The sequence below is a fragment of the Cryobacterium sp. LW097 genome (genome assembly GCF_002205495.2).
GTDB classification, from domain to species: Bacteria; Actinomycetota; Actinomycetes; order Actinomycetales; family Microbacteriaceae; genus Cryobacterium; species Cryobacterium zongtaii.
Map to the genome: position 1 here is coordinate 364103 of NZ_CP021992.1, position 18568 is coordinate 382670.

Annotated in this window: 15 protein-coding genes; 8 read left to right on the forward strand and 7 right to left on the reverse strand. The window is 67.0% G+C overall.

The annotated features are described in order from the left end of the window. Positions 1-128: 128 nt before the first annotated feature. On the reverse strand, positions 129-1142 hold the full coding sequence (locus B7495_RS01725; RefSeq protein WP_198414937.1) for a LacI family DNA-binding transcriptional regulator: 1014 nt from the start codon (positions 1140-1142) through the stop codon (positions 129-131). 151 nt (positions 1143-1293) lie between these two features. Continuing rightward, the gene (locus B7495_RS01730) at positions 1294-2829 is read right to left on the reverse strand and encodes a sugar ABC transporter ATP-binding protein (RefSeq protein WP_088457825.1); all 1536 of its coding nucleotides are present in this window, start codon (positions 2827-2829) and stop codon (positions 1294-1296) included. Between the two features lie 338 nt (positions 2830-3167). Here B7495_RS01730 and B7495_RS01735 point away from each other — a divergent pair, with 338 nt between their 5' ends. The 8 genes from B7495_RS01735 (at position 3168) to nrdF (ending at position 12322) form a co-directional block, all read left to right on the forward strand. Beyond that, a complete protein-coding gene (locus tag B7495_RS01735; protein ID WP_088455063.1) occupies positions 3168-4166 on the forward strand; it encodes an ABC transporter substrate-binding protein in 999 nt (332 codons plus the stop codon). Between the two features lie 130 nt (positions 4167-4296). Then, entirely contained in the window at positions 4297-5838 is a 1542-nt protein-coding gene (locus tag B7495_RS01740) for a sugar ABC transporter ATP-binding protein (protein ID WP_088455064.1), read from the forward strand. Beyond that, the gene (locus B7495_RS01745) at positions 5835-6911 is read left to right on the forward strand and encodes an ABC transporter permease (protein ID WP_088455065.1); all 1077 of its coding nucleotides are present in this window, start codon (positions 5835-5837) and stop codon (positions 6909-6911) included. The genes B7495_RS01740 and B7495_RS01745 overlap by 4 nt, the downstream gene beginning before the upstream one ends. Beyond that, a complete protein-coding gene (locus B7495_RS01750; protein WP_088455066.1) occupies positions 6908-7933 on the forward strand; it encodes a sugar ABC transporter permease in 1026 nt (341 codons plus the stop codon). Before B7495_RS01745 ends, B7495_RS01750 begins: the two co-directional genes overlap by 4 nt. A gap of 385 nt (positions 7934-8318) precedes the next feature. Further along, positions 8319-8552: a glutaredoxin-like protein NrdH gene (gene nrdH / locus B7495_RS01755; RefSeq protein WP_066592430.1), complete on the forward strand. Its 234-nt coding sequence runs from the start codon at positions 8319-8321 to the stop codon at positions 8550-8552. A 139-nt stretch (positions 8553-8691) separates the two neighbouring features. Next, complete coding sequence (gene nrdI / locus B7495_RS01760) at positions 8692-9093, forward strand: class Ib ribonucleoside-diphosphate reductase assembly flavoprotein NrdI (protein ID WP_240632346.1); 402 nt, start codon at positions 8692-8694, stop codon at positions 9091-9093. A gap of 35 nt (positions 9094-9128) precedes the next feature. Continuing rightward, the gene (gene nrdE, locus B7495_RS01765; protein WP_088457826.1) at positions 9129-11234 is read left to right on the forward strand and encodes a class 1b ribonucleoside-diphosphate reductase subunit alpha; all 2106 of its coding nucleotides are present in this window, start codon (positions 9129-9131) and stop codon (positions 11232-11234) included. 113 nt (positions 11235-11347) lie between these two features. Further along, positions 11348-12322: a class 1b ribonucleoside-diphosphate reductase subunit beta gene (gene nrdF / locus B7495_RS01770; protein WP_088455068.1), complete on the forward strand. Its 975-nt coding sequence runs from the start codon at positions 11348-11350 to the stop codon at positions 12320-12322. 58 nt (positions 12323-12380) lie between these two features. On the opposite strand, the gene B7495_RS01775 is transcribed toward nrdF, so the two are convergent. From B7495_RS01775 to B7495_RS01795, 5 genes are read right to left on the reverse strand one after another with little or no spacing between them, the layout of a single operon-like run. Beyond that, complete coding sequence (locus tag B7495_RS01775) at positions 12381-14153, reverse strand: ABC transporter permease subunit (RefSeq protein WP_088455069.1); 1773 nt, start codon at positions 14151-14153, stop codon at positions 12381-12383. After that, positions 14153-15673: an ABC transporter substrate-binding protein gene (locus B7495_RS01780; protein ID WP_088455070.1), complete on the reverse strand. Its 1521-nt coding sequence runs from the start codon at positions 15671-15673 to the stop codon at positions 14153-14155. Before B7495_RS01780 ends, B7495_RS01775 begins: the two co-directional genes overlap by 1 nt. Further along, positions 15670-16917 carry an MFS transporter gene (locus B7495_RS01785; protein WP_205748698.1) on the reverse strand — a complete coding sequence of 416 codons (1248 nt, stop codon included), beginning with the start codon at positions 16915-16917 and terminating at the stop codon, positions 15670-15672. The genes B7495_RS01780 and B7495_RS01785 overlap by 4 nt, the downstream gene beginning before the upstream one ends. Beyond that, positions 16914-17705: an ABC transporter ATP-binding protein gene (locus B7495_RS01790; protein WP_088455071.1), complete on the reverse strand. Its 792-nt coding sequence runs from the start codon at positions 17703-17705 to the stop codon at positions 16914-16916. Before B7495_RS01790 ends, B7495_RS01785 begins: the two co-directional genes overlap by 4 nt. Continuing rightward, a complete protein-coding gene (locus B7495_RS01795; protein ID WP_088455072.1) occupies positions 17702-18499 on the reverse strand; it encodes an ABC transporter ATP-binding protein in 798 nt (265 codons plus the stop codon). The genes B7495_RS01790 and B7495_RS01795 overlap by 4 nt, the downstream gene beginning before the upstream one ends. Between the last annotated feature and the right edge of the window lie 69 nt (positions 18500-18568).

Here is an 18568-nt window from a genome sequence, read left to right on the forward strand (position 1 = left end):
GGCACGCGGTGTATCCCGGGCCGGCGGGGCGGAAGCGGGCCGGCGGGACGGAAGCGGGCCGGCGGGGCGGAAGCGGGCCGCCGGTGCGAAGTCGCGCCGCCCGGGGAAGGGCGGGCCGCCGGGGAGGCTCAGCCCTCGGCGTCGAGCCGGCGCGTGGAGGCGCGTTCGATGAGGGCGGGAACGGACGCCGGAAGCGGGGAACCGTCACCGTTGATGCGGCTGAGCAACACGCTGAGCATGTCCCGTCCGATGTGCTCGAAATCCTGGCGCACGGTGGTGAGCGGGGGCGACAGGTGCTCCGCCTCGGGCACATCGTCGAACCCGACGATGCTGACGTCGCGGGGAACCGACCGTCCCCGATCGGACAGGGCGTGCATCAGCCCCACCGCCATCTGGTCGTTCGACGCGAAGATCGCCGTGAGCCCCTCGAGGTCGCAGGCCATGCCGAAGGTGTAGCCCGCGGACGGCGACCAGTCGCCGATGCCGATGCGGCGCGCCTGCAGGCCACGGGAGGCCAGCTCGTCACGCCACCCGCGCTCCCGCTCCTTGGCGTCGATCGAGTCGCTCGGCCCGGCCAGGTGGGCGATGTTGCGGTGGCCGAGCCCGGCCAGATAGGCCACCGCGGTGCGGGCGCCGCTGTACTGGTTGGCCCCGACCGTGGTGATACCGGTGCGGGCCGTTGCCTCAAGCGCCACCACGGGGATGGCCAGCTCCATGCCGGCGACGACGTCGACGACGCCCTGGCGGCTCGTGATCACGGCGATACCTTCGACGTTCTGCCGGAGGAACGCTTCGACGACGGCCCGGATCGCCGACGGCTCGGTGTCGATCAGGCTGGCCGTGAAGACCGACCAGGATGCCTTCCGCGCGGCAGCGTTGAAGTAGAGCTGGGTGGACGCCGGACCGAACTCGGGTGTGCCCGTGGCGATCAGCCCGATGGTGCGCGACCGCCGGGTCACGAGCGCCCGCGCGGCGGGGGAGGGCACGTAGCGCAGCTTCTTGATGGCCTCCTCGACCCGAACCCGGGTGGACGGCCGCACATTGGGCAGGTCGTTGAGCACCCGGGAGACCGTCTGGTGCGATACCCCGGCGAGACGCGCGACGTCGAAGATCGTCGCCTGGCGGGGAGTTTCCTCTCTCACGGCGATACCTTTCCCTGCGGGTGACGGGGCCCCAACTCTCCGCGGTCGATCGTCACACGGAGCATCCGGCCAGCCCACATAGTGCAGGGTTGTGTCACCGATTCTAGACGAGTGCCCTGACCGGCCAGTGCCAGGAGCCCGAGGGTCCCGGTCACCGCTCGGCCCCCCGACGCTGGTCGTCGTCATCGTCGGCGCCGTCGGCGATGACGGTGAGCAGCCGCTCGACGGTCAGGTCGTGGTTGCGGATGTCGGCAACCTTCTTCCGATCGCGCAGGATCGCCACCCGGTTGCTGATGCGCAGCACCTCTTCGAGTTCGGCCGAAATGAAAACCACGGCGAGACCGTTCTCGGCCAGATCGGTGACCAGATTCTGGATCTCGGCCTTCGCACCGATGTCGATGCCCCTGGTGGGCTCGTCCAGAATCAGCAGGCGGGGCGCTATGGCCAGCCAGCGGGCGAGAAGCAGCTTCTGCTGGTTGCCCCCGGAGAGGTGCCGCACGAGCGCATCCGGGTTCGGCGGGCGAATGTTCAGAGCCTGGATGTAGCTGGCGGCGAGCTCGTCCTGTCGTTTTCGGGAGATCCGACGGAACCAGCCCAGGTCGGCCTGCAGGGCCAGTGCGATGTTGTCGCGAACGGTCAGGTCCCCGATGATGCCCTCGGCGCGGCGGTCCTCCGAGGCGTAGGCGATACGGTGTTTCAGCGCATCGCGGGGGCCCCGGAACTTGTGCACGACACCGTCGACCGACACGCCGCCGCTGTCCGGCCGGTCGATGCCCGCCAGCAGTCGTGCCAGCTCGGTGCGGCCGGAGCCGAGCAGACCGGCCATGCCGACGATTTCGCCCTCGTAGACGGCCAGGTCGATAGGTGCCAGAGCGCCGTCCCGGCCGAGGCCGACGGCGCTCACCAGCGGCCGTTCACCGCCGAGGGCTTCCTCGACCTCCCGCTCACTCGTGCGATGCTGCATCTCGGAGAGAACCGACATCCCGGCGCCGACCATCTTCTGCACGAGATCGATCCGCAGCAGCTCATCCGTGAGGTACTCGCCGACGAGTTGGCCGTCGCGCAGCACGGTGAGTCGGTCGGAGATCTCGTAGACCTGCTCGAGGAAGTGCGAGATGAACAGGATGGCGACCCCGGACTCCTTGAGGTGGGCGATCACCCTGAACAGCTCCGTCACCTCGTCGGTATCCAGGCTCGAGGTGGGTTCGTCGAGAATCAACACCTTGGGTTGCACGGCGACGGCCCTGGTGATGGCGATGAGCTGTTGCACGGCGAGTGAGTGGTCCGCGAGGATGGACGCCGGGTCGATGTCGAGGTTCATTCCCCGGAGGAGCTCGCCGGCGTGCCGTCGTGTTGCCGGCCAGTCGATGCCGCCCCACGGACGGCGGGACTCGTGCCCGAGCAGGATGTTCTCGGCAACGCTGAGGTTGGGCAGGAGGTTGATCTCCTGGTACACGGTGCTCACGCCAGACCGTTGCGCGTCGGCCGGGCTGGCGAAGGCCACGCTGACCCCATCGACCTCGATCCGCCCGCCGTCGATGCGGTACACACCCGTCAGCGCCTTGATCAGGGTGCTCTTACCCGCGCCGTTCTCGCCCAGCAGCGAGTGAACCTCCCCGGGGAACAGCCTGAAGTCCACGGAATCCAACGCCGTGACGCCCGGGAACGTGACGGTGACGCCGGTCATCACCACGATCGGTTCGGCTTCGATTCTGTGCACCTCGCGAACCTCCTCGTCCCCCTGAATGTTAGGGTTCACAACTCGTTCGGCGCAACAGGAGCCCCGCAGGGCTGCATCCCAGTAAAAAGCCCTTGACAACACCGGCAAAACGCGGTTAGCCTCCGAAAAGAGCGATTGTGAAGGCTAACAATTGATCCCGACGACGAAGTCAGAAACTATCAAGCAGCTGGCTAGTAGCGAATTGTTAGCGATCACACATCGTCCAAGGCACCGCAGTCGTTCATTGAACACATTCATACTGCTGGCACGACGCTCGTGCCCGCAGATCTCAAGGAGGAGATCACATGGCACCCACATCACGGTTCCGAGCGTTCACGGGTTTGGCCCTGGCCGGAACACTAGCTCTCAGTCTGGTCGCCTGCTCATCGGGGTCGGACGAACCGGCCGCATCCGGTGACGACAGCGGCGAGCTCACCACCGTCGGATTTGTCGCCGTCGGACCTGAGGGAGGCTGGCGCACCGCGAACGAGCAGAACATTCAGGATGCGTTCTCCACCGAGAACGGGTTCGACCTGAAGTATGCCCCGTCCAGCAACGGCGACCAGAACTCCCAGATCACCGCGTTCACCTCGTTCATCGACGAGGGCGTAGACGCGATCCTGCTCTCCGCCACCGAGGCAACGGGCTGGGAAGACGTGCTCGAGCGGGCACAGGAGGCCGAGATTCCGGTGGTGCTGCTTGACCGCGGCATCGAGCCGAACGACGAAAGCCTCTACACGAGCCGGATCGCTCCGGACAACGTGGGCATCAGCGCCTCGGCCGCCGAATGGGCCAACGAGCAGTTCCCGGATGGCGCGAACTACGTCGTCCTCGAAGGCCCGCCCGGACTCTCGGTGGTGAACGACCGCAACAAGGGATGGGACGAGGCCGTCGCCGACAACCTGACCAAGCTGGAGAGCCAGTCGGCGAACTGGTCCACCGAAGAGGCCAAGAGCGTCTTCGAGACCATGCTCAAGGCCAATGGCAACGACATCCAGCTCGTCTTCGCCCAGAACGACGAAATGGGCCTGGGCGCCGCTCTCGCGGTGGAGGAGGCCGGACTCACCCCCGGCACCGACGTGAAGATCATCACCATCGACGGCACACAGGCCGCCCTCGAAGCCCTTGCGGCCGGCCGGCTCAGCTTCGTGGCCGAATACAACCCGCTCTTCGGAGAGGACGCCATCGAGGTCGTCAACGCGGCCCTGGCGGGCGAGGACGTCGAGTCCAGCATCGTCGTGCCGAGCACGACATTCGATTCGCCCGAGGCGGCCACCGCGGCCCTGCCCGACCGCCAGTACTGACCGGCAGCACGACCCGAACGTGTTCGTTCCTGCGGCCCATCCGGCCGCAGGAACGAACACCCCCTTCGTGGCAGGTTCGCCACGCCACTCAACTTTCGAGGCCGACACACCGGCAGGACCAGGCAGAGACATGGCAGCGACAGCGCCGGCAGTGACAGAGCCGATCGTCGAGATGGAGAACATCTCGATCGAGTTCCCGGGGGTCAAGGCTCTCCAGAACGTGAACTTCCGACTCTTCCCTGGCGAAGTGCACACCCTGATGGGCGAGAACGGGGCGGGCAAATCCACCCTCATCAAGGCGCTCACCGGTGTGTACAAGATCGACTCCGGCACAATCACCGTCGGCGGCGTTCCGAGGCGGTTCGCGGGCACCGCGGATGCGCAGAGCGCCGGCATCTCCACCGTCTACCAGGAGGTCAACCTCTGCGACAACCTCACGGTGGGGGAGAACGTGATGCTCGGCCACGAGGTACGCGGGCCGATCGGCATCAACTGGCGCAAGACCCACGAGGCGGCCCACGAGGCCCTCATCCGGTTGGGCCTGGGCGACCTCGACCCCAGACAACCGCTCTCCAGCATCTCGCTCGCCCTGCAGCAGCTGGTCGCGATCAGCCGCGCGATGGTCACCGACTCCACTGTCCTGATCCTCGACGAACCGACCTCCAGCCTGGACGCGAACGAGGTTGAAGGCCTGTTCACGGTCATCCGCCGCCTGCGCGACGAGGGTGTTGCCATCCTCTTCGTCTCGCACTTCCTCGACCAGGTGTACGCGATCAGCGACCGGCTCACCGTGCTGCGGAACGGCGTCGTGGTCGGCGAACACCAGACAGCTGCGCTGCCGCGCAACCAGCTCATCTCCGAGATGATCGGCAAGGACGTGGACACCCTCAACTCCCTGGGCTCCCAGCGATCCCGGGCCGTGCACTCGGGCGGCGCGCCCTACTACAGCGCGAAAGACCTGACCCGCAAGGGCTCCATCGAACCCGTGGACATCGAGGTGCACGCCGGCGAAGTGGTGGGCCTGGCCGGATTGCTCGGTTCCGGCCGCACCGAGCTCGGCCGGCTCATCTACGGTGCCGACAAACCCGATGCCGGCATCGTGACCATCGACGGGAAAACCACCGAGGTCACCAGCCCGGTCGGCGCCCTGGCGCGCAAGATCGCCTTCTCCACCGAAAACCGGCGCGACGAGGGAATCGTCGGCGACCTCACGGTGCGGGAGAACCTGGTCCTGGCCGTGCAGGCCCGCCGCGGCTGGGCCCGGCCGCTGTCCCGCCGGGAACAGGCCGCGATCTGCGACAAGTACCTGGTGGAGCTGAACGTGCGACCCGCCGACCCGGAGCGGGCCGTGCGGGATCTATCCGGCGGCAACCAGCAGAAAGTCCTGCTCGGCCGCTGGTTGGCCACCCAGCCGGAACTCCTGATCCTCGACGAACCGACCCGCGGAATCGATGTGGGGGCCAAGGCGGAGATTCAGGAGACAATTGTGGCGCTCGCCGATGACGGCATGTCGGTGATCTTCATTTCGTCTGAATTGGAGGAAGTCGTGCGCCTCAGTGAGCGCATCATCGTGCTGAAAGACCGGCGCAAGATCGGCGAGATCGTCAACGGACCCGACGTGACCGCCGAAGCCATCGTCGATCTCATCGCTTCAGAAGGGAGCGGCGTATGAGCACCCCCGTCGCACGTCCGTCCGCAGCCATCCGCGTCATCACCGGGCTGTTCCACCAACCGTACGTCTGGGCGATCGTGGCCCTGCTTCTGTTGCTCGTGGTCAATCTCACCAAGAACCCCGCCTACCTCGGGGTATCGGTCAACGCCGCCACCGGCAACCTCTCTGGCAACGTCATCGACATCCTGCGCGCGAGCGCGCCGATCATGATGATCGCGGTCGGCATGACCCTGGTCATCGCCACCCGCGGCATCGACCTGTCGGTCGGGTCGGTGATGGCTGTGGCCGGTGCCGTCTCAATGGAATTCATGCGCAACACCGGCACCGGATCGTTCGGCACCGCGGTGGTGGCCGTGCTCCTGGCGCTGGGAATCAGCGCGCTACTCGGCACCCTCAACGGCATCCTGGTCTCGATCGTGGGCCTGCAACCCTTCATCACGACCCTGGTGATGATGCTCGCCGGCCGCGGCCTGGCCAAGGTGATCACCTCGGGCCAGAACACCTCGGCGACGAACGAGACCTTCCGTTGGATCGCCAACGGCACCTTCCTCGGCTTTCCCGTTGTGTTCGTCATCGCGGTGCTGATCGTGGCGGTCCTGGCCGCCCTGGTGCGCCGCACCGCGCTCGGCCTGATGATCGAATCCATCGGCATCAACCCCAAGGCCGCCCGGATGGCCGGGATCCGCCCCGTCGGCATCCTCATCTCCGTCTACATAGTGAGCGCTGTGCTCGCCGGCGTGGCCGGGATCTTCAGCACCGCCAGCGTCATGACGGTCGAGGTGGCGAAAACGGGCATGACCGCCGAAATGGATGCGATCCTCGCCGTGGTCATCGGCGGGACCTCGCTGGCCGGAGGCAAATTCTCGCTCACCGGCAGCATCATCGGGGCCCTGCTGATCGCGACACTCGACAAGACCATCGTCTACATGTCCATCCCCTCGTCGGCGACGCCGGCCTTCAAGGCCGTCGTCATCGTGATCATCTGCCTCCTGCAGTCGCCCAGGGTGCGCTCGATGTTCAACCGGCGCAGAACCCGCGTCATCATCACGGATAAGGAAACGGTGCCGGTATGACCATCACCGAGCTCGATCGGCCGGCCGCACCCTCGCTGCTGTCGCGAATGAAGCCGAACCTGGAAACCCTGCCGACCCTGGCCGCCGTGGCGATCTTCATCGCCATGCTGATCTACGGTGAGGTCGCCTACGGGCGGATTGTGCAGTTCAGCACGATCTCGAACCTGCTGATCAACAACGCGTATCTGATCATCCTGGCGGTGGGCCTGACCTTCGTCATCCTCACCGGCGGGATCGACCTGTCGGTCGGAGCGGTGATCGCCATCAGCAGCCTGGTCGGGGTGATGCTGGCCAACGCCGGCTGGAATCCGCTCATCGTGATCGTGCTGATGATCCTGATCGGCTCGGTCTTCGGCGTCGCCTCCGGGGTGCTGATCCAGTACTTCAACGTGCAACCCTTCATCGCGACCCTCGCGATGATGTTCCTCGCCCGCGGCCTCGCGTCCATCCTCAGCACCACCCCGCAGCGGCTCGACGACGACTCGGTGATCCGCAGCCTGTCCACGCAGTGGAAGGTCTACGACGGACCCAAGATCGACGACCTCGTGACAACCCCCAACGTGCTCATCGCCGCCCTCGTCGTCATCGTGGCGTTCTTCATGCTGCACCGCACCCGATTCGGTCGCACGGTCTACGCGATCGGCGGTTCGGAACAGTCGGCGTTGCTGATGGGACTGCCGGTGGTGCGCACGAAACTGTTGATCTACGTGATCAGCGGCACCCTCGCGGGACTGGCCGCCGTCGTGTACACCTCGAAGCTCGGCATCGCGCAGAACATCACCGGGGTGGGCTGGGAGCTGGACGCCATCGCCGCCGTCATCATCGGTGGGACGCTGCTCACCGGCGGAGCCGGCTTTGTGCTCGGTTCCGTGATCGGCGCCCTGGTTCTCGGACTGATGAACGTGCTCATCACCCGCGACGGCGGCATCCCGCCTGAAGCCACCACGATCATCACCGGCGGCATTCTCCTCGCCTTCGTGCTGCTGCAGCGATTCGTCGTCTCGCGCAAGCGCAAATCCTGAGCCCCAGAAGGGGGACGGATCCGCCGACCGGGTGATCGACGCGCCCGGCGGCGGATTCCACAGGGCAAAATCATGTCCCCGCTCGACCTGTGGATAACTTCGGGTCCGACCGCGTATTCCTGCGGTCATCGGTGGTGCCGCCCTGTTGACAACCGGTGGAATGTCGGTGGATAAGTACATAATTGTAATTCCCGCATGTAGTGGCTGTTCCCATTGGCAATCACTAGATGTAGTATTGAAGTCCAAGCAATCGCACAACGCTTGAAAAAGAACTTCGCACTTTACGGGTGCATTTCCACCACATTTCCACTACGTCTTCACCACGGATTTCGCACAGCTTTGCCTATGGTCCGAAACGACGAGAACGATACGAGAGGCCTCTTCGATGGCAATCACCGTCTACACCAAGCCGTCCTGCGTGCAGTGCACCGCGACCTACCGTGCCCTGGACAACAAGGGCATCGAGTACAACATCCTCGACCTGTCAGCCGACGAGAACGCACTCGAGGCCGTCAAGGCGCTCGGCTACCTGCAGGCGCCCGTCGTCATCACCGATGAGGACCACTGGTCGGGCTTCCGCCCCGACAAGATCAACGAGCTCGCCGCGCGCCTGGCGTAACCAGCGTTGCGCCTGGGGGGCGCCGACCGTTCAACTCGCACGAAAAGGGGAACCCATGCTGCTTCAGGCTGATTCCACTCGCGAGTCCACCGCCGGCGCGGCAGGACAGGGTGCCGGCGCGGAAGTCGATGCCGGAGACGTGGACATCGTCTACTTCTCGAGCGTCTCCGGAAACACTCAGAGGTTCGTCGAGAAGCTCGGCCGGCCCGCCGCCCGCATCCCGCTGTACGCCAAGGATGCGCCCCTTGTCGCCCGGCATCCGTTTGTGCTCGTTGTACCCACCTACGGCGGCGGCGATCTGGGGCCGGCAGTGCCGCGCCAGGTCATCCGCTTTCTCAACGACACACGCAACCGCTCACTCATCCGCGGCGTCATCGGCGCCGGGAACACGAATTTCGGTGAGGCTTTCTGCCTCGCCGGGGACATCATCGCGCAGAAGTGCGGTGTGCCCCACCTGTATCGCTTTGAAGTATTCGGCACACCGGACGACGTAGCCGCCGTTCACGAAGGATTGGAAGAATTTTGGAAGCAACAGCCGTGAAGGTCACCCCGATCAGCCCGCCGTCGGGCCTGGACATGGATTATCACTCCCTGAACGCCATGCTCAACCTGTACGGACCGAACGGGGAGATCCAGTTCGACAAGGACCGCGAAGCTGCCCGGGAGTTCTTCCTGCAGCACGTGAACCAGAACACGGTGTTCTTCCACTCGTTGCGTGAACGTCTCGACTACCTGGTCGAGAAGGAGTATTACGAGCAGGCCGTGCTCGACATGTACAGCTTCGAGTTCATCACCAGCCTCAACAACCTGGCGTACTCGAAGAAGTTCCGCTTCCAGACCTTCCTCGGCGCGTTCAAGTACTACACGTCGTACACGCTGAAGACCTTCGACGGCAAGCGCTACCTCGAGCGCTTCGAGGACCGCGTCGTGATGACCGCCCTCGGCCTGGCCCAGGGCGACGAAAAGCTCGCGGTCGCCCTCGTCGAGGAGATCATCGCCGGTCGTTTCCAGCCCGCGACGCCCACCTTCCTGAACTCCGGCAAGGCCCAGCGCGGCGAGCTCGTCTCCTGCTTCCTGCTGCGTATCGAAGACAACATGGAGTCCATCTCCCGCGGTATCAACTCCTCGCTGCAGCTGTCCAAGCGCGGCGGCGGCGTGGCCCTGCTGCTCTCCAACATTCGTGAGTCCGGCGCGCCGATCAAGCAGATCGAGAACCAGTCCAGCGGCATCATCCCCGTGATGAAGCTGCTCGAAGACTCCTTCAGCTACGCCAACCAGCTCGGTGCCCGCCAGGGTGCCGGAGCGGTGTACCTGCACGCGCACCACCCCGACATCATGCGCTTCCTCGACACCAAGCGCGAGAACGCCGACGAGAAGATCCGCATCAAGACCCTCTCCCTCGGTGTGGTCATCCCCGACATCACCTTCGAGCTGGCCAAGAACAACGAGGACATGTACCTGTTCTCCCCGTACGACGTCGAGCGCGTCTACGGCGTGCCGTTCGCCGACATCTCGGTGTCCGAGAAGTACCACGAGATGGTCGACGACTCGCGCATCAAGAAGTCCAAGATGAAGGCCCGCGACTTCTTCCAGACCCTCGCCGAGATCCAGTTCGAGTCCGGCTACCCGTACATCATGTTCGAAGACACCGTGAACGAGGCGAACCCCATCAAGGGCCGCATCAACATGTCGAACCTGTGCTCGGAGATCCTCCAGGTCAACACCCCGACCACGTACAACGAGGACCTCTCCTACGACACCATCGGCAAGGACATCTCCTGCAACCTCGGCTCGATGAACATCGCGCTGGCCATGGATGCGCCCGACTTCGGCCGGGTCGTCGACACCGCGATCCGCGGACTCAGTGCGGTCTCCGACCAGAGCCACATCGCGTCGGTGCGTTCGATCGAGAGCGGCAACGACAAGTCCCACGCCATCGGCCTGGGCCAGATGAACCTGCACGGCTACCTCGCCCGTGAGCGGGTGTACTACGGCAGCGAAGAGGGCATCGACTTCACCAACATCTACTTCTACACGGTGCTGTTCCACGCCCTGCGCGCCTCGAACAAGATCGCCATCGAACGCGGCACCACCTTCGAGGGCTTCGCGGACTCCACCTACGCCTCCGGCGCCTTCTTCGACAAGTACACCGACCAGGTCTGGGAGCCGACCACCGCCCGCGGCGCCGAGCTGTTCGCCAACTCGGCCGTTGAGATCCCGACGCAGGCCGACTGGGCCGAGCTCAAGGCATCCGTCATGGAGCACGGTATCTACAACCAGAACCTGCAGGCCGTGCCGCCGACCGGGTCGATCTCGTACATCAACAACTCGACCGCGTCGATCCACCCGATCGCCTCGAAGATCGAGATCCGCAAGGAAGGCAAGCTCGGCCGGGTGTACTACCCGGCGCCGTTCATGACGAACGACAACACCGAGTTCTACCAGGATGCCTACGAAATCGGCTACGAGAAGGTCATCGACACCTACGCCGCTGCCACCCAGCACGTGGACCAGGGCCTGTCGCTGACGCTGTTCTTCAAGGACACCGCCACCACCCGCGACATCAACCGCGCCCAGATCTACGCGTGGAAAAAGGGCATCAAGACGATCTACTACATCCGTCTGCGCCAGATGGCCCTCGAGGGGACCGAGGTTGAGGGCTGTGTTTCCTGTGCGTTATGAGTAAATAGCGACATAATCGGTGGTCGAGCTTGTCGAGACCACGCAAGCAGATCTCGAGATCACGAGGTCTCGACAAGCTCGACCAACGGTGCACCACCACAAAGGACTAAGAAATGATTGACAAGCTCAAGCTCGTCTCCCACGTTGACGCGATCAACTGGAACAAGATCGAAGACGAAAAAGACGTCGAGGTCTGGAACCGCCTCGTCAACAACTTCTGGCTGCCCGAGAAGATCCCGCTCTCCAACGACGTGCAGTCCTGGAACCAGCTCACCCCGGTGGAGCAGCAGCTCACCATGCGCGTGTTCACCGGACTCACCCTGCTCGACACCATCCAGGGCACCGTCGGCGCCGTCTCGCTAATCCCCGACGCGATCACCCCGCACGAGGAAGCCGTCTACACGAACATCGCGTTCATGGAGTCGGTACACGCGAAGAGCTACTCCTCGATCTTCTCTACGCTCGCGTCGACGAAGGAGATCGACGAGGCGTTCCGCTGGTCGACCGAGAACGTCAACCTGCAGAAGAAGGCGTCCATCGTGATGGACTACTACCAGGGTGACGACCCGCTGAAGCGCAAGGTCGCCTCGGTGCTGCTCGAGTCGTTCCTGTTCTACTCCGGCTTCTACCTGCCGATGTATTTCTCCAGCCGCGCCCGCCTCACCAACACGGCCGACCTCATCCGTCTGATCATTCGGGATGAAGCCGTGCACGGCTACTACATCGGCTACAAGTTCCAGAAGGGTCTCGAAGGCGCCACCCAGGAGCGCAAGGATGAGATCAAGGACTACACCTTCAACCTCATGTACGAGCTGTACGAGAACGAGGTGCAGTACACGCAGGACCTGTACGACCAGGTCGGCCTGACCGAAGACGTGAAGAAGTTCCTGCACTACAACGCCAACAAGGCGCTGATGAACCTCGGCTACGAGGCCATGTTCCCCAAGAGCGTCACCGACGTGAACCCGGCGATCCTGTCGGCGCTGTCGCCGAACGCCGACGAGAACCACGACTTCTTCTCCGGGTCGGGCTCCTCGTACGTCATCGGCAAGGCCGTCAACACCGAAGACGACGACTGGGACTTTTAGCCCCACCCGCGTCATCCGCCGAAGCACCCGCGTTCGCGAACGCCGGGTGCTTCGGCGTTCAACCCGCCGGAGTCGTTGCGACGGAGCGGGGGCGGCGGGAGCGGCGGGGGAGGGCTGACCAGTCGTGGGAGGCCAGGGAGACCGCGAGCACGGACGCGAGGATGAGGGCCGCGGCGGGCGCCAGGACCGCCCACGGGGCACGCTCGGCGTAACCGCTGCCCTCGGCGAGGATCAGGCCCCACTCGGGTGTGGGCTGGTCACTGCCGAGGCCGAGGAAGCCGAGGGCCGCCAGGGTGAGCGCGATGCCGGGCAGGCGCAGCATCGCGTGCCGGAAGACCGGCCCCACGACCGCCGGCAACACATATCGGAGCAGTGCCCGCGTGCGGCTGACGCCGAGCACCGGCAGGATGCGGATGTGCGGTTGTGCTTTGGCCTCGGTCACCAGAGCACCGGTGTGCGCCGCCAGGGGAGCCCAGCTCACCAGGGCTACCGCGATCGCGGCGCCCTCGATCGACGGCCCCCACAACGCGGTGACGATGATGCCGGCGAGGATGGGAGGGGCGGCATTGGTGACCTCGAGCGGGCCGATCGAGGCGTGCGGAAACAGCCCGACAACGATGCCCACCACCAGGCAGATGAGCACAACGACGAGGGCCACCCCCACGGTGGTGACCGCGCCGTGGCCGACCCGGCCGAGCAGGTCACGGCCGCTGGCATCCGCTCCGAACGGCAGGGCCCACGACGGAGCTTGCAGCCGCTGGTGCGCGGAAGCGAACGGGTCGCAGAGGAGCCCCGCGACGACGATCACGGCGAGCAGCACCGCCGACGCCACCGGCACGGTGAGGTCGCGCAGCCGCGACGGCAGCCGGGCGTCGGGAACGGGCAGGAAGCCGAGCCGGAGGGCCGGGCCGAGCAGTAGTCGGCGACCCAGCCCCACCGCGGCACCCACGATCACGGCGACCGCCAACAGGGCGAGGATGCCGGCCTGCAGCGCGGGGATGTCCTGGCTGCTCGCGGCCCCGAGGGTGGCGCGGCCGAGGCCGGGGATCGCGAAGACCTGCTCCACCGCCACCGCCCCGCCCGTGAGGCCGATCAGGATCAGCCCGATCTGGCTGAGCACCGAGGGCAGGGCGCGGCGGAGGACCGCGGCGACGGTACGGCGGCGGGAGAGCCCCGCCATCGCCCAGGTGGCCACCCAGCGCTCGGCGAAGGTGGCGGTGATCGCATCCGCCAACAGTCGGCCGATCAGGCCGCCGGCCGGGATGCCCATGGCCAGGGCGGGTAAGACCGCGTATTCCAGACCGGTCCAGCCGTAGGGCGGGAACCAGCCCAGCCAGACCGCGCAGACGATGAGCAACGTCGACGCGAGCAGGAACTCCGGCAGCGCCGTGAACGTGGCCCCGAGGACCCCGGAGCCGCGGGACCTGCGCCCCCGCAGGCCCGCCCGCAGGGCCGGCAGACAGAGCAGCGCCGAGATGAGAATGGCGACGATGATCGCGAATCCCATCAGCGTCACCGACACGCCCAGGGCGCTCAGCGTGCCCGGCAGCACCGGTCGGTTGCTGATCCAGGACGTGCCCAGGTCGCCGCGGAAGAGCGCGGCGACCCAGTCGATGAAGACGACGACCGGGCCGCGGTCGAGGCCGAGTTCCGTGCGCACGGCCGCCAGGGCTTCGGGGGTCGCCTCCAGATCGGCGTACCGGGCGCGCAGGATCGTATACTCGGGGCTCCGCCCGCTCAGCCACGGCAGGATGCCCACAAGGAGCACCACCGCCGCGATCGCGATCGTTCGGGAGAGCGCGACCAGGGTGGCGGCCCACCCGCGGCTCACTAGCGGTCCACGCTGGTCTGGTTGGTGATCAGCGCGCGCTCACGGGGGTCCCGCACCGCGTTCGTGACACCGGCCGCCTCACCCTGGATGACACGTTCGTGCAGCATCGGGATGGCGGCATCGGCGGCGAGAATGAGCGCCTCGGCCTGGATGATGGCCTGACGACGGTCCGCGCCCGCCGGCAGTTCGCCGGCCGCTATGAGCGCTGCGTCAACGGCCGGATCGCAGAACTGCGAGAGGTTGAACGAGCCCTCGCAGGTGAAGTCGCTGTACAGGTAGGCGACCGGGTCGCCGGAGTCGAGGACCGTGGCGCGGGACAGGATGAAGGCGTCGAAGACCCCGTTGACGGCGTCGGCCTCGATGTACTGGTACTCGCGCACGTCCTGCTGCACGATGAAGCCGGCGGCCTCGAGCTGCTGTTCGAGGAGCACCGCCACCTCGGGCAGTTCCGCCCGGTCGGTGAAGGTGCCGAGAGTGATGGGCACGCCGTGGACCGGGCCGGCGTCGCTCCGAGTGTTGAGGGTATCCGTGTAGGCGTCGTCGTCGCGGAGGTCGGCGGCCCAGTCGATGGCCGGACCGAGCAGCCCGGCGGCTTCGTCGGCGCGGGACTCGTAGACGAGCTCCACGATCGTGGCACGGTCGATGGCGTCGCGGGCTGCGGCGCGCACGGCCGGGTCGCTGAACGGCCCGGTTTCGGTGTTCAGGTAGAGGGTGTTGGTGCGGGGCATCGGCACCTCGTAGATCAGGTCCTCGTCGATCTGCGCGGCCTGGCCCACCGGGATCGCCTCGACGATGTCGGCCGTTCCGGTGCGGAGAGCCGCGGCCCTGGCGGTGCCGTCCGGCACGAATTCCACGTCGATGCCGCTGGAGACGGCCACGTCGCCCCAGTAGTCGTCGTAACGGTCCAGAGTTGCCGACGAGGTGCCGTTCACGGCGACGAGTTCGAACGGGCCGGTGCCGGAGCCGATCGGGTCGACGATGCCGTCGCTGCCGTACGCCGACGCGGCGAGGATGGCCAGCTGCGGGCTGGACAGCCGCTGCGCGATCAGCGGGTCGGGGGTGTCGGTGCCGATGAGCACCGAATCATTGTCGGCGGTGGCCGTGAGTTCCACGCCGTCGAGGATGCGCGGCTTGGGGCTGGCGGTTGCGGCGGCGGTCAACGCGGCCGCGACCTGCTCGGCCGTGAGAGCGGTGCCGTCGTGGAAGGTCACGTCCGGGCGGACGTCGAACTGCCAGGTGAGGTCGTCCAACTGGGTCCACTCGGTGGCCAGTGCCGCCTGCGGGTCGCCGAGGGCGTCCAGGGTCACCAGGGTTTCGGCGGTGCTCCATCGGGACAGCTTGAAGGCGTCGTCGCTGAGCGGCGACAGCCCCGACCGGGGCGGCTGCAGCATGGCCAGGCTGATGCGGCTGTCGCTGCCCTCGGCCTCCGGCGTGCCGGCGGAGAAGCAGCCGGTGAGGGCAACGGCCAAGCAGGCCGCGAGGGCGGTGGCGGCGAGTGGGCGGATCGATGTGTGAGTCATGAGTCCTCTGGGATGTTCGGGTGGATGGGAAGGAATCTGGGCAGGGCCAGGCCGCTCAGCAGCGCGAGCGCGGCAAGCAGGCCCCACGCCACGGCGGGGGAGTCGTCGAAGAGCGATCCGAACAGCACGCTGCCGAGCAGCACCGCCACCCCGCCGCAGCTGGCGAGCAGACCGTAGAAGGAGCCCAAGCGGTCGCCGCCGGCGAACAGCGGCACGAGATCCATCGCCACGGGCAGCACGAGCATGTGCCCCAGGGCCAGGCAGGTCACCAGCACCGCGGCGGGAAGGGTACCGAGGACGCTGCCGGCGGGCGGCATCCGGGTGGCCGCGCCGACCGCGACGAACCCGGCGGCCATGACGGCGAACCCCACCGTCAACGCTCGGGCCGTGCCGATGCGGCGGGCCAGGATGGCTACCGGCCACTGCAGGGCCACGGTGAGCAGGGAGACCAGCAGGAACAGAGCGCCGAGGGTGCCCGTACCGCCGTCGGTGCGTTCCACCTCGAAGGACAGGCCCAGGTACAGCTGGTTGTACGCGAGCAGGTTGACGCTGAACAGACCCGCGAAGATGACAAAACGGCGATGGCGGATACTCGCCCACGGGTCGATCACGCCGGCGTCTGGCGCGGCGCCGCCCTGGTCGGCGCGCCCCGGTTCAGCGGGCACGAGCCGCCACAGCACGATGCCGACGACCGTGAACACGGCGGCGCCGGCCAGGACGGCGGCGGAGAAGCCCAGGCCGAGCAGCAGGGCCCCGGCGACGGGACCGACCGCCGCGCCCACCTCGCCCACGACAATCAGCGCGGCGAACAGGGAGGGCCGGTGGGTGGGCCGGGTCGAGCGGGCACGGGCATCCGCGGCGGCGACCAGGGTCTCCACCGCCGGCGAGAACAGCGCACCGCCCAGGCCGGTGAGCGCGGCGCCGGCCAGGAAGCCGGCGAATCCGTCCGCGGTCGCCAGCAGCAGGTAGCCGGCCACGCGAACCGCTATCCCGGCCGCGATCAGGGCCCGGGCACCGAACCGGTCTGTCAGCATCCCGCCGGCCAGGAACAGGCCCTGCTGGAAGAAGGTGCGAGCGCCCAGGACCAGGCCGATCGCGGCGCCGGTGAGCTGGAAGTCGGTGCGCATGGTTGAGGCGAGAAAGGGGATGACGGCGTAGAAGCCGAGATTGAAGACGAGCTGGCTCAGCAGGAGCGTCGAGGCGCGCGGTGGGGCGGATGCGCGCACCTCGGTCAGTACCGTCACGGCGTGGGCCGCTCGGGGAGACGGGGGATGGCGTCGACGAGCTCACGGGTGGCCGGGTGCTCTGGGGCGCCGAGCAGGCGGCCGGTCTCGCCCTCCTCGACGATCTGACCGTTGGCGAGCACCACGCTGCGCCGGCACAGGCGCGCGACGGCATCCAGGTCGTGGGAGACGAAGACCAGACCGAGCGAGCGGTGCGCGGCGAGGCCGGCCAGCAGGCCGATGACTCGGTTGCGCATGGGCAGGTCGAGCCCGCTGATCGGCTCGTCGGCGAGCAGGAAGTCCGGCGAGGTCACGATGGACCGGGCGATGGCGACGCGCTGCGCCTGCCCGCCGGACAGTTCCCGGGGGCGACTGTCGGACACCGCCGCGGCCAGGCCGACATCATCCAGCGCCGCGATGATCAGAGCGCGATGGTCGCCGGCGATGCCGAGGCGCCTGAGCGGTTCCCCCACCGACTGGGCCACGGTCATCCGCGGGTCAAGGCTCGCGGCCGGATCCTGGGGCACGTACTGGACCCGGCGGCGGTACCAGCGCAGGGAACGCGCGCTGCCCGGCCGCACGTCGCGCTCGCCGAGGAAGACCCGGCCGGCGTCGGGGCGGGCGAGCGCGAGCAGGGTCGTCAGCAGGGTGGATTTTCCCGAGCCGGACCGGCCGACGACGCCGACGGTTTCTCCGCGGGTGATCTGGAAGCTCACGTCGTCCAGCGCGGGTGCCGAGGATTCGACGGTGAAACGGCGCGGGCGCGGGTAGCGGTGGGTGAGGCCGATGGCGCCGAGGGTCTCGATCACTGAGTGGCTCCGACCAGATCCCGGGCCGGAGTGGCGGCTGCCACCAGGGCGCGGGAGTAGGGATGCTGCGGGCGGCCGATCAGGTCGGCCATCGACGCAGACTCGACGAGGCGGCCGTTCTCCAGAACGAGCGCCCGATCGCACAGGGACGCCGCCACGGCAAGGTCGTGGGTGATGAACAGGATGGCCGCTCCGGACACCTGGCCGTAGTCGCGGAGGACCTCGATGACCCTGGCCTGGGTTACGACGTCCAGGGCCGTGGTCGGCTCGTCGGCGATGAGCAACCGCGCCTGGCAGAGCAGCGCGAGGGCGATGCAGACGCGCTGGCGTTGGCCGCCGGAGAGTTCGGCGGGGTACCCGCGCATGGTGCGCTGGGGGTCGTCGATTCCGACCGACTCCAGGAGGTCGGCCACGGTGCCCCGCGCATCCCGCGTCGCCGTCCTGCCGGCGACGCGCCTGGACTGGGCCCGCAGCGTGGCGATCAGCTGGCCGCCCACGGACACGAGTGGATTCAGCGCCGACAGCGAGTCCTGGTAGACGGCCGCAACACTGCCGCCGCGGCCTCGTACGGTGCGCGTCGGGCGGGCCGTGCCGAACAGCGTGATCTCTCCGGCGACCGCGATGCCTGGTGCGAGTGAGCCGAGGATGGCGGCCGCGGTGAGGGACTTGCCGGAACCGGAGGCGCCCAGCAGCGCGACCCGCTCGCCGGGGTCGACGTGAAAACTCAGATCGTGCACGAGCCCGGTGGTGCCGGCCGTGATCGAGAGGCTTTGCGCTGTGAGGGCGGGGTGCACGTGGGGATTTCCGTTCCGGGAGTGGTGCGTTCGCTCAGAACGACCCGTCCCACGTTATTGATAAGCGTT

Coding starts and splice junctions, on each gene's coding strand:
- B7495_RS01730 (WP_088457825.1), bottom strand. CDS start 2,829: ATGACCGGCGTCACCGTCACGTTCCCGGGCGTCACGGCGTTGGATTCC.
- B7495_RS01735 (WP_088455063.1), top strand. CDS start 3,168: ATGGCACCCACATCACGGTTCCGAGCGTTCACGGGTTTGGCCCTGGCC.
- B7495_RS01740 (WP_088455064.1), top strand. CDS start 4,297: ATGGCAGCGACAGCGCCGGCAGTGACAGAGCCGATCGTCGAGATGGAG.
- B7495_RS01745 (WP_088455065.1), top strand. CDS start 5,835: ATGAGCACCCCCGTCGCACGTCCGTCCGCAGCCATCCGCGTCATCACC.
- B7495_RS01750 (WP_088455066.1), top strand. CDS start 6,908: ATGACCATCACCGAGCTCGATCGGCCGGCCGCACCCTCGCTGCTGTCG.
- nrdH (WP_066592430.1), top strand. CDS start 8,319: ATGGCAATCACCGTCTACACCAAGCCGTCCTGCGTGCAGTGCACCGCG.
- nrdE (WP_088457826.1), top strand. CDS start 9,129: ATGGATTATCACTCCCTGAACGCCATGCTCAACCTGTACGGACCGAAC.
- nrdF (WP_088455068.1), top strand. CDS start 11,348: ATGATTGACAAGCTCAAGCTCGTCTCCCACGTTGACGCGATCAACTGG.
- B7495_RS01780 (WP_088455070.1), bottom strand. CDS start 15,673: ATGACTCACACATCGATCCGCCCACTCGCCGCCACCGCCCTCGCGGCC.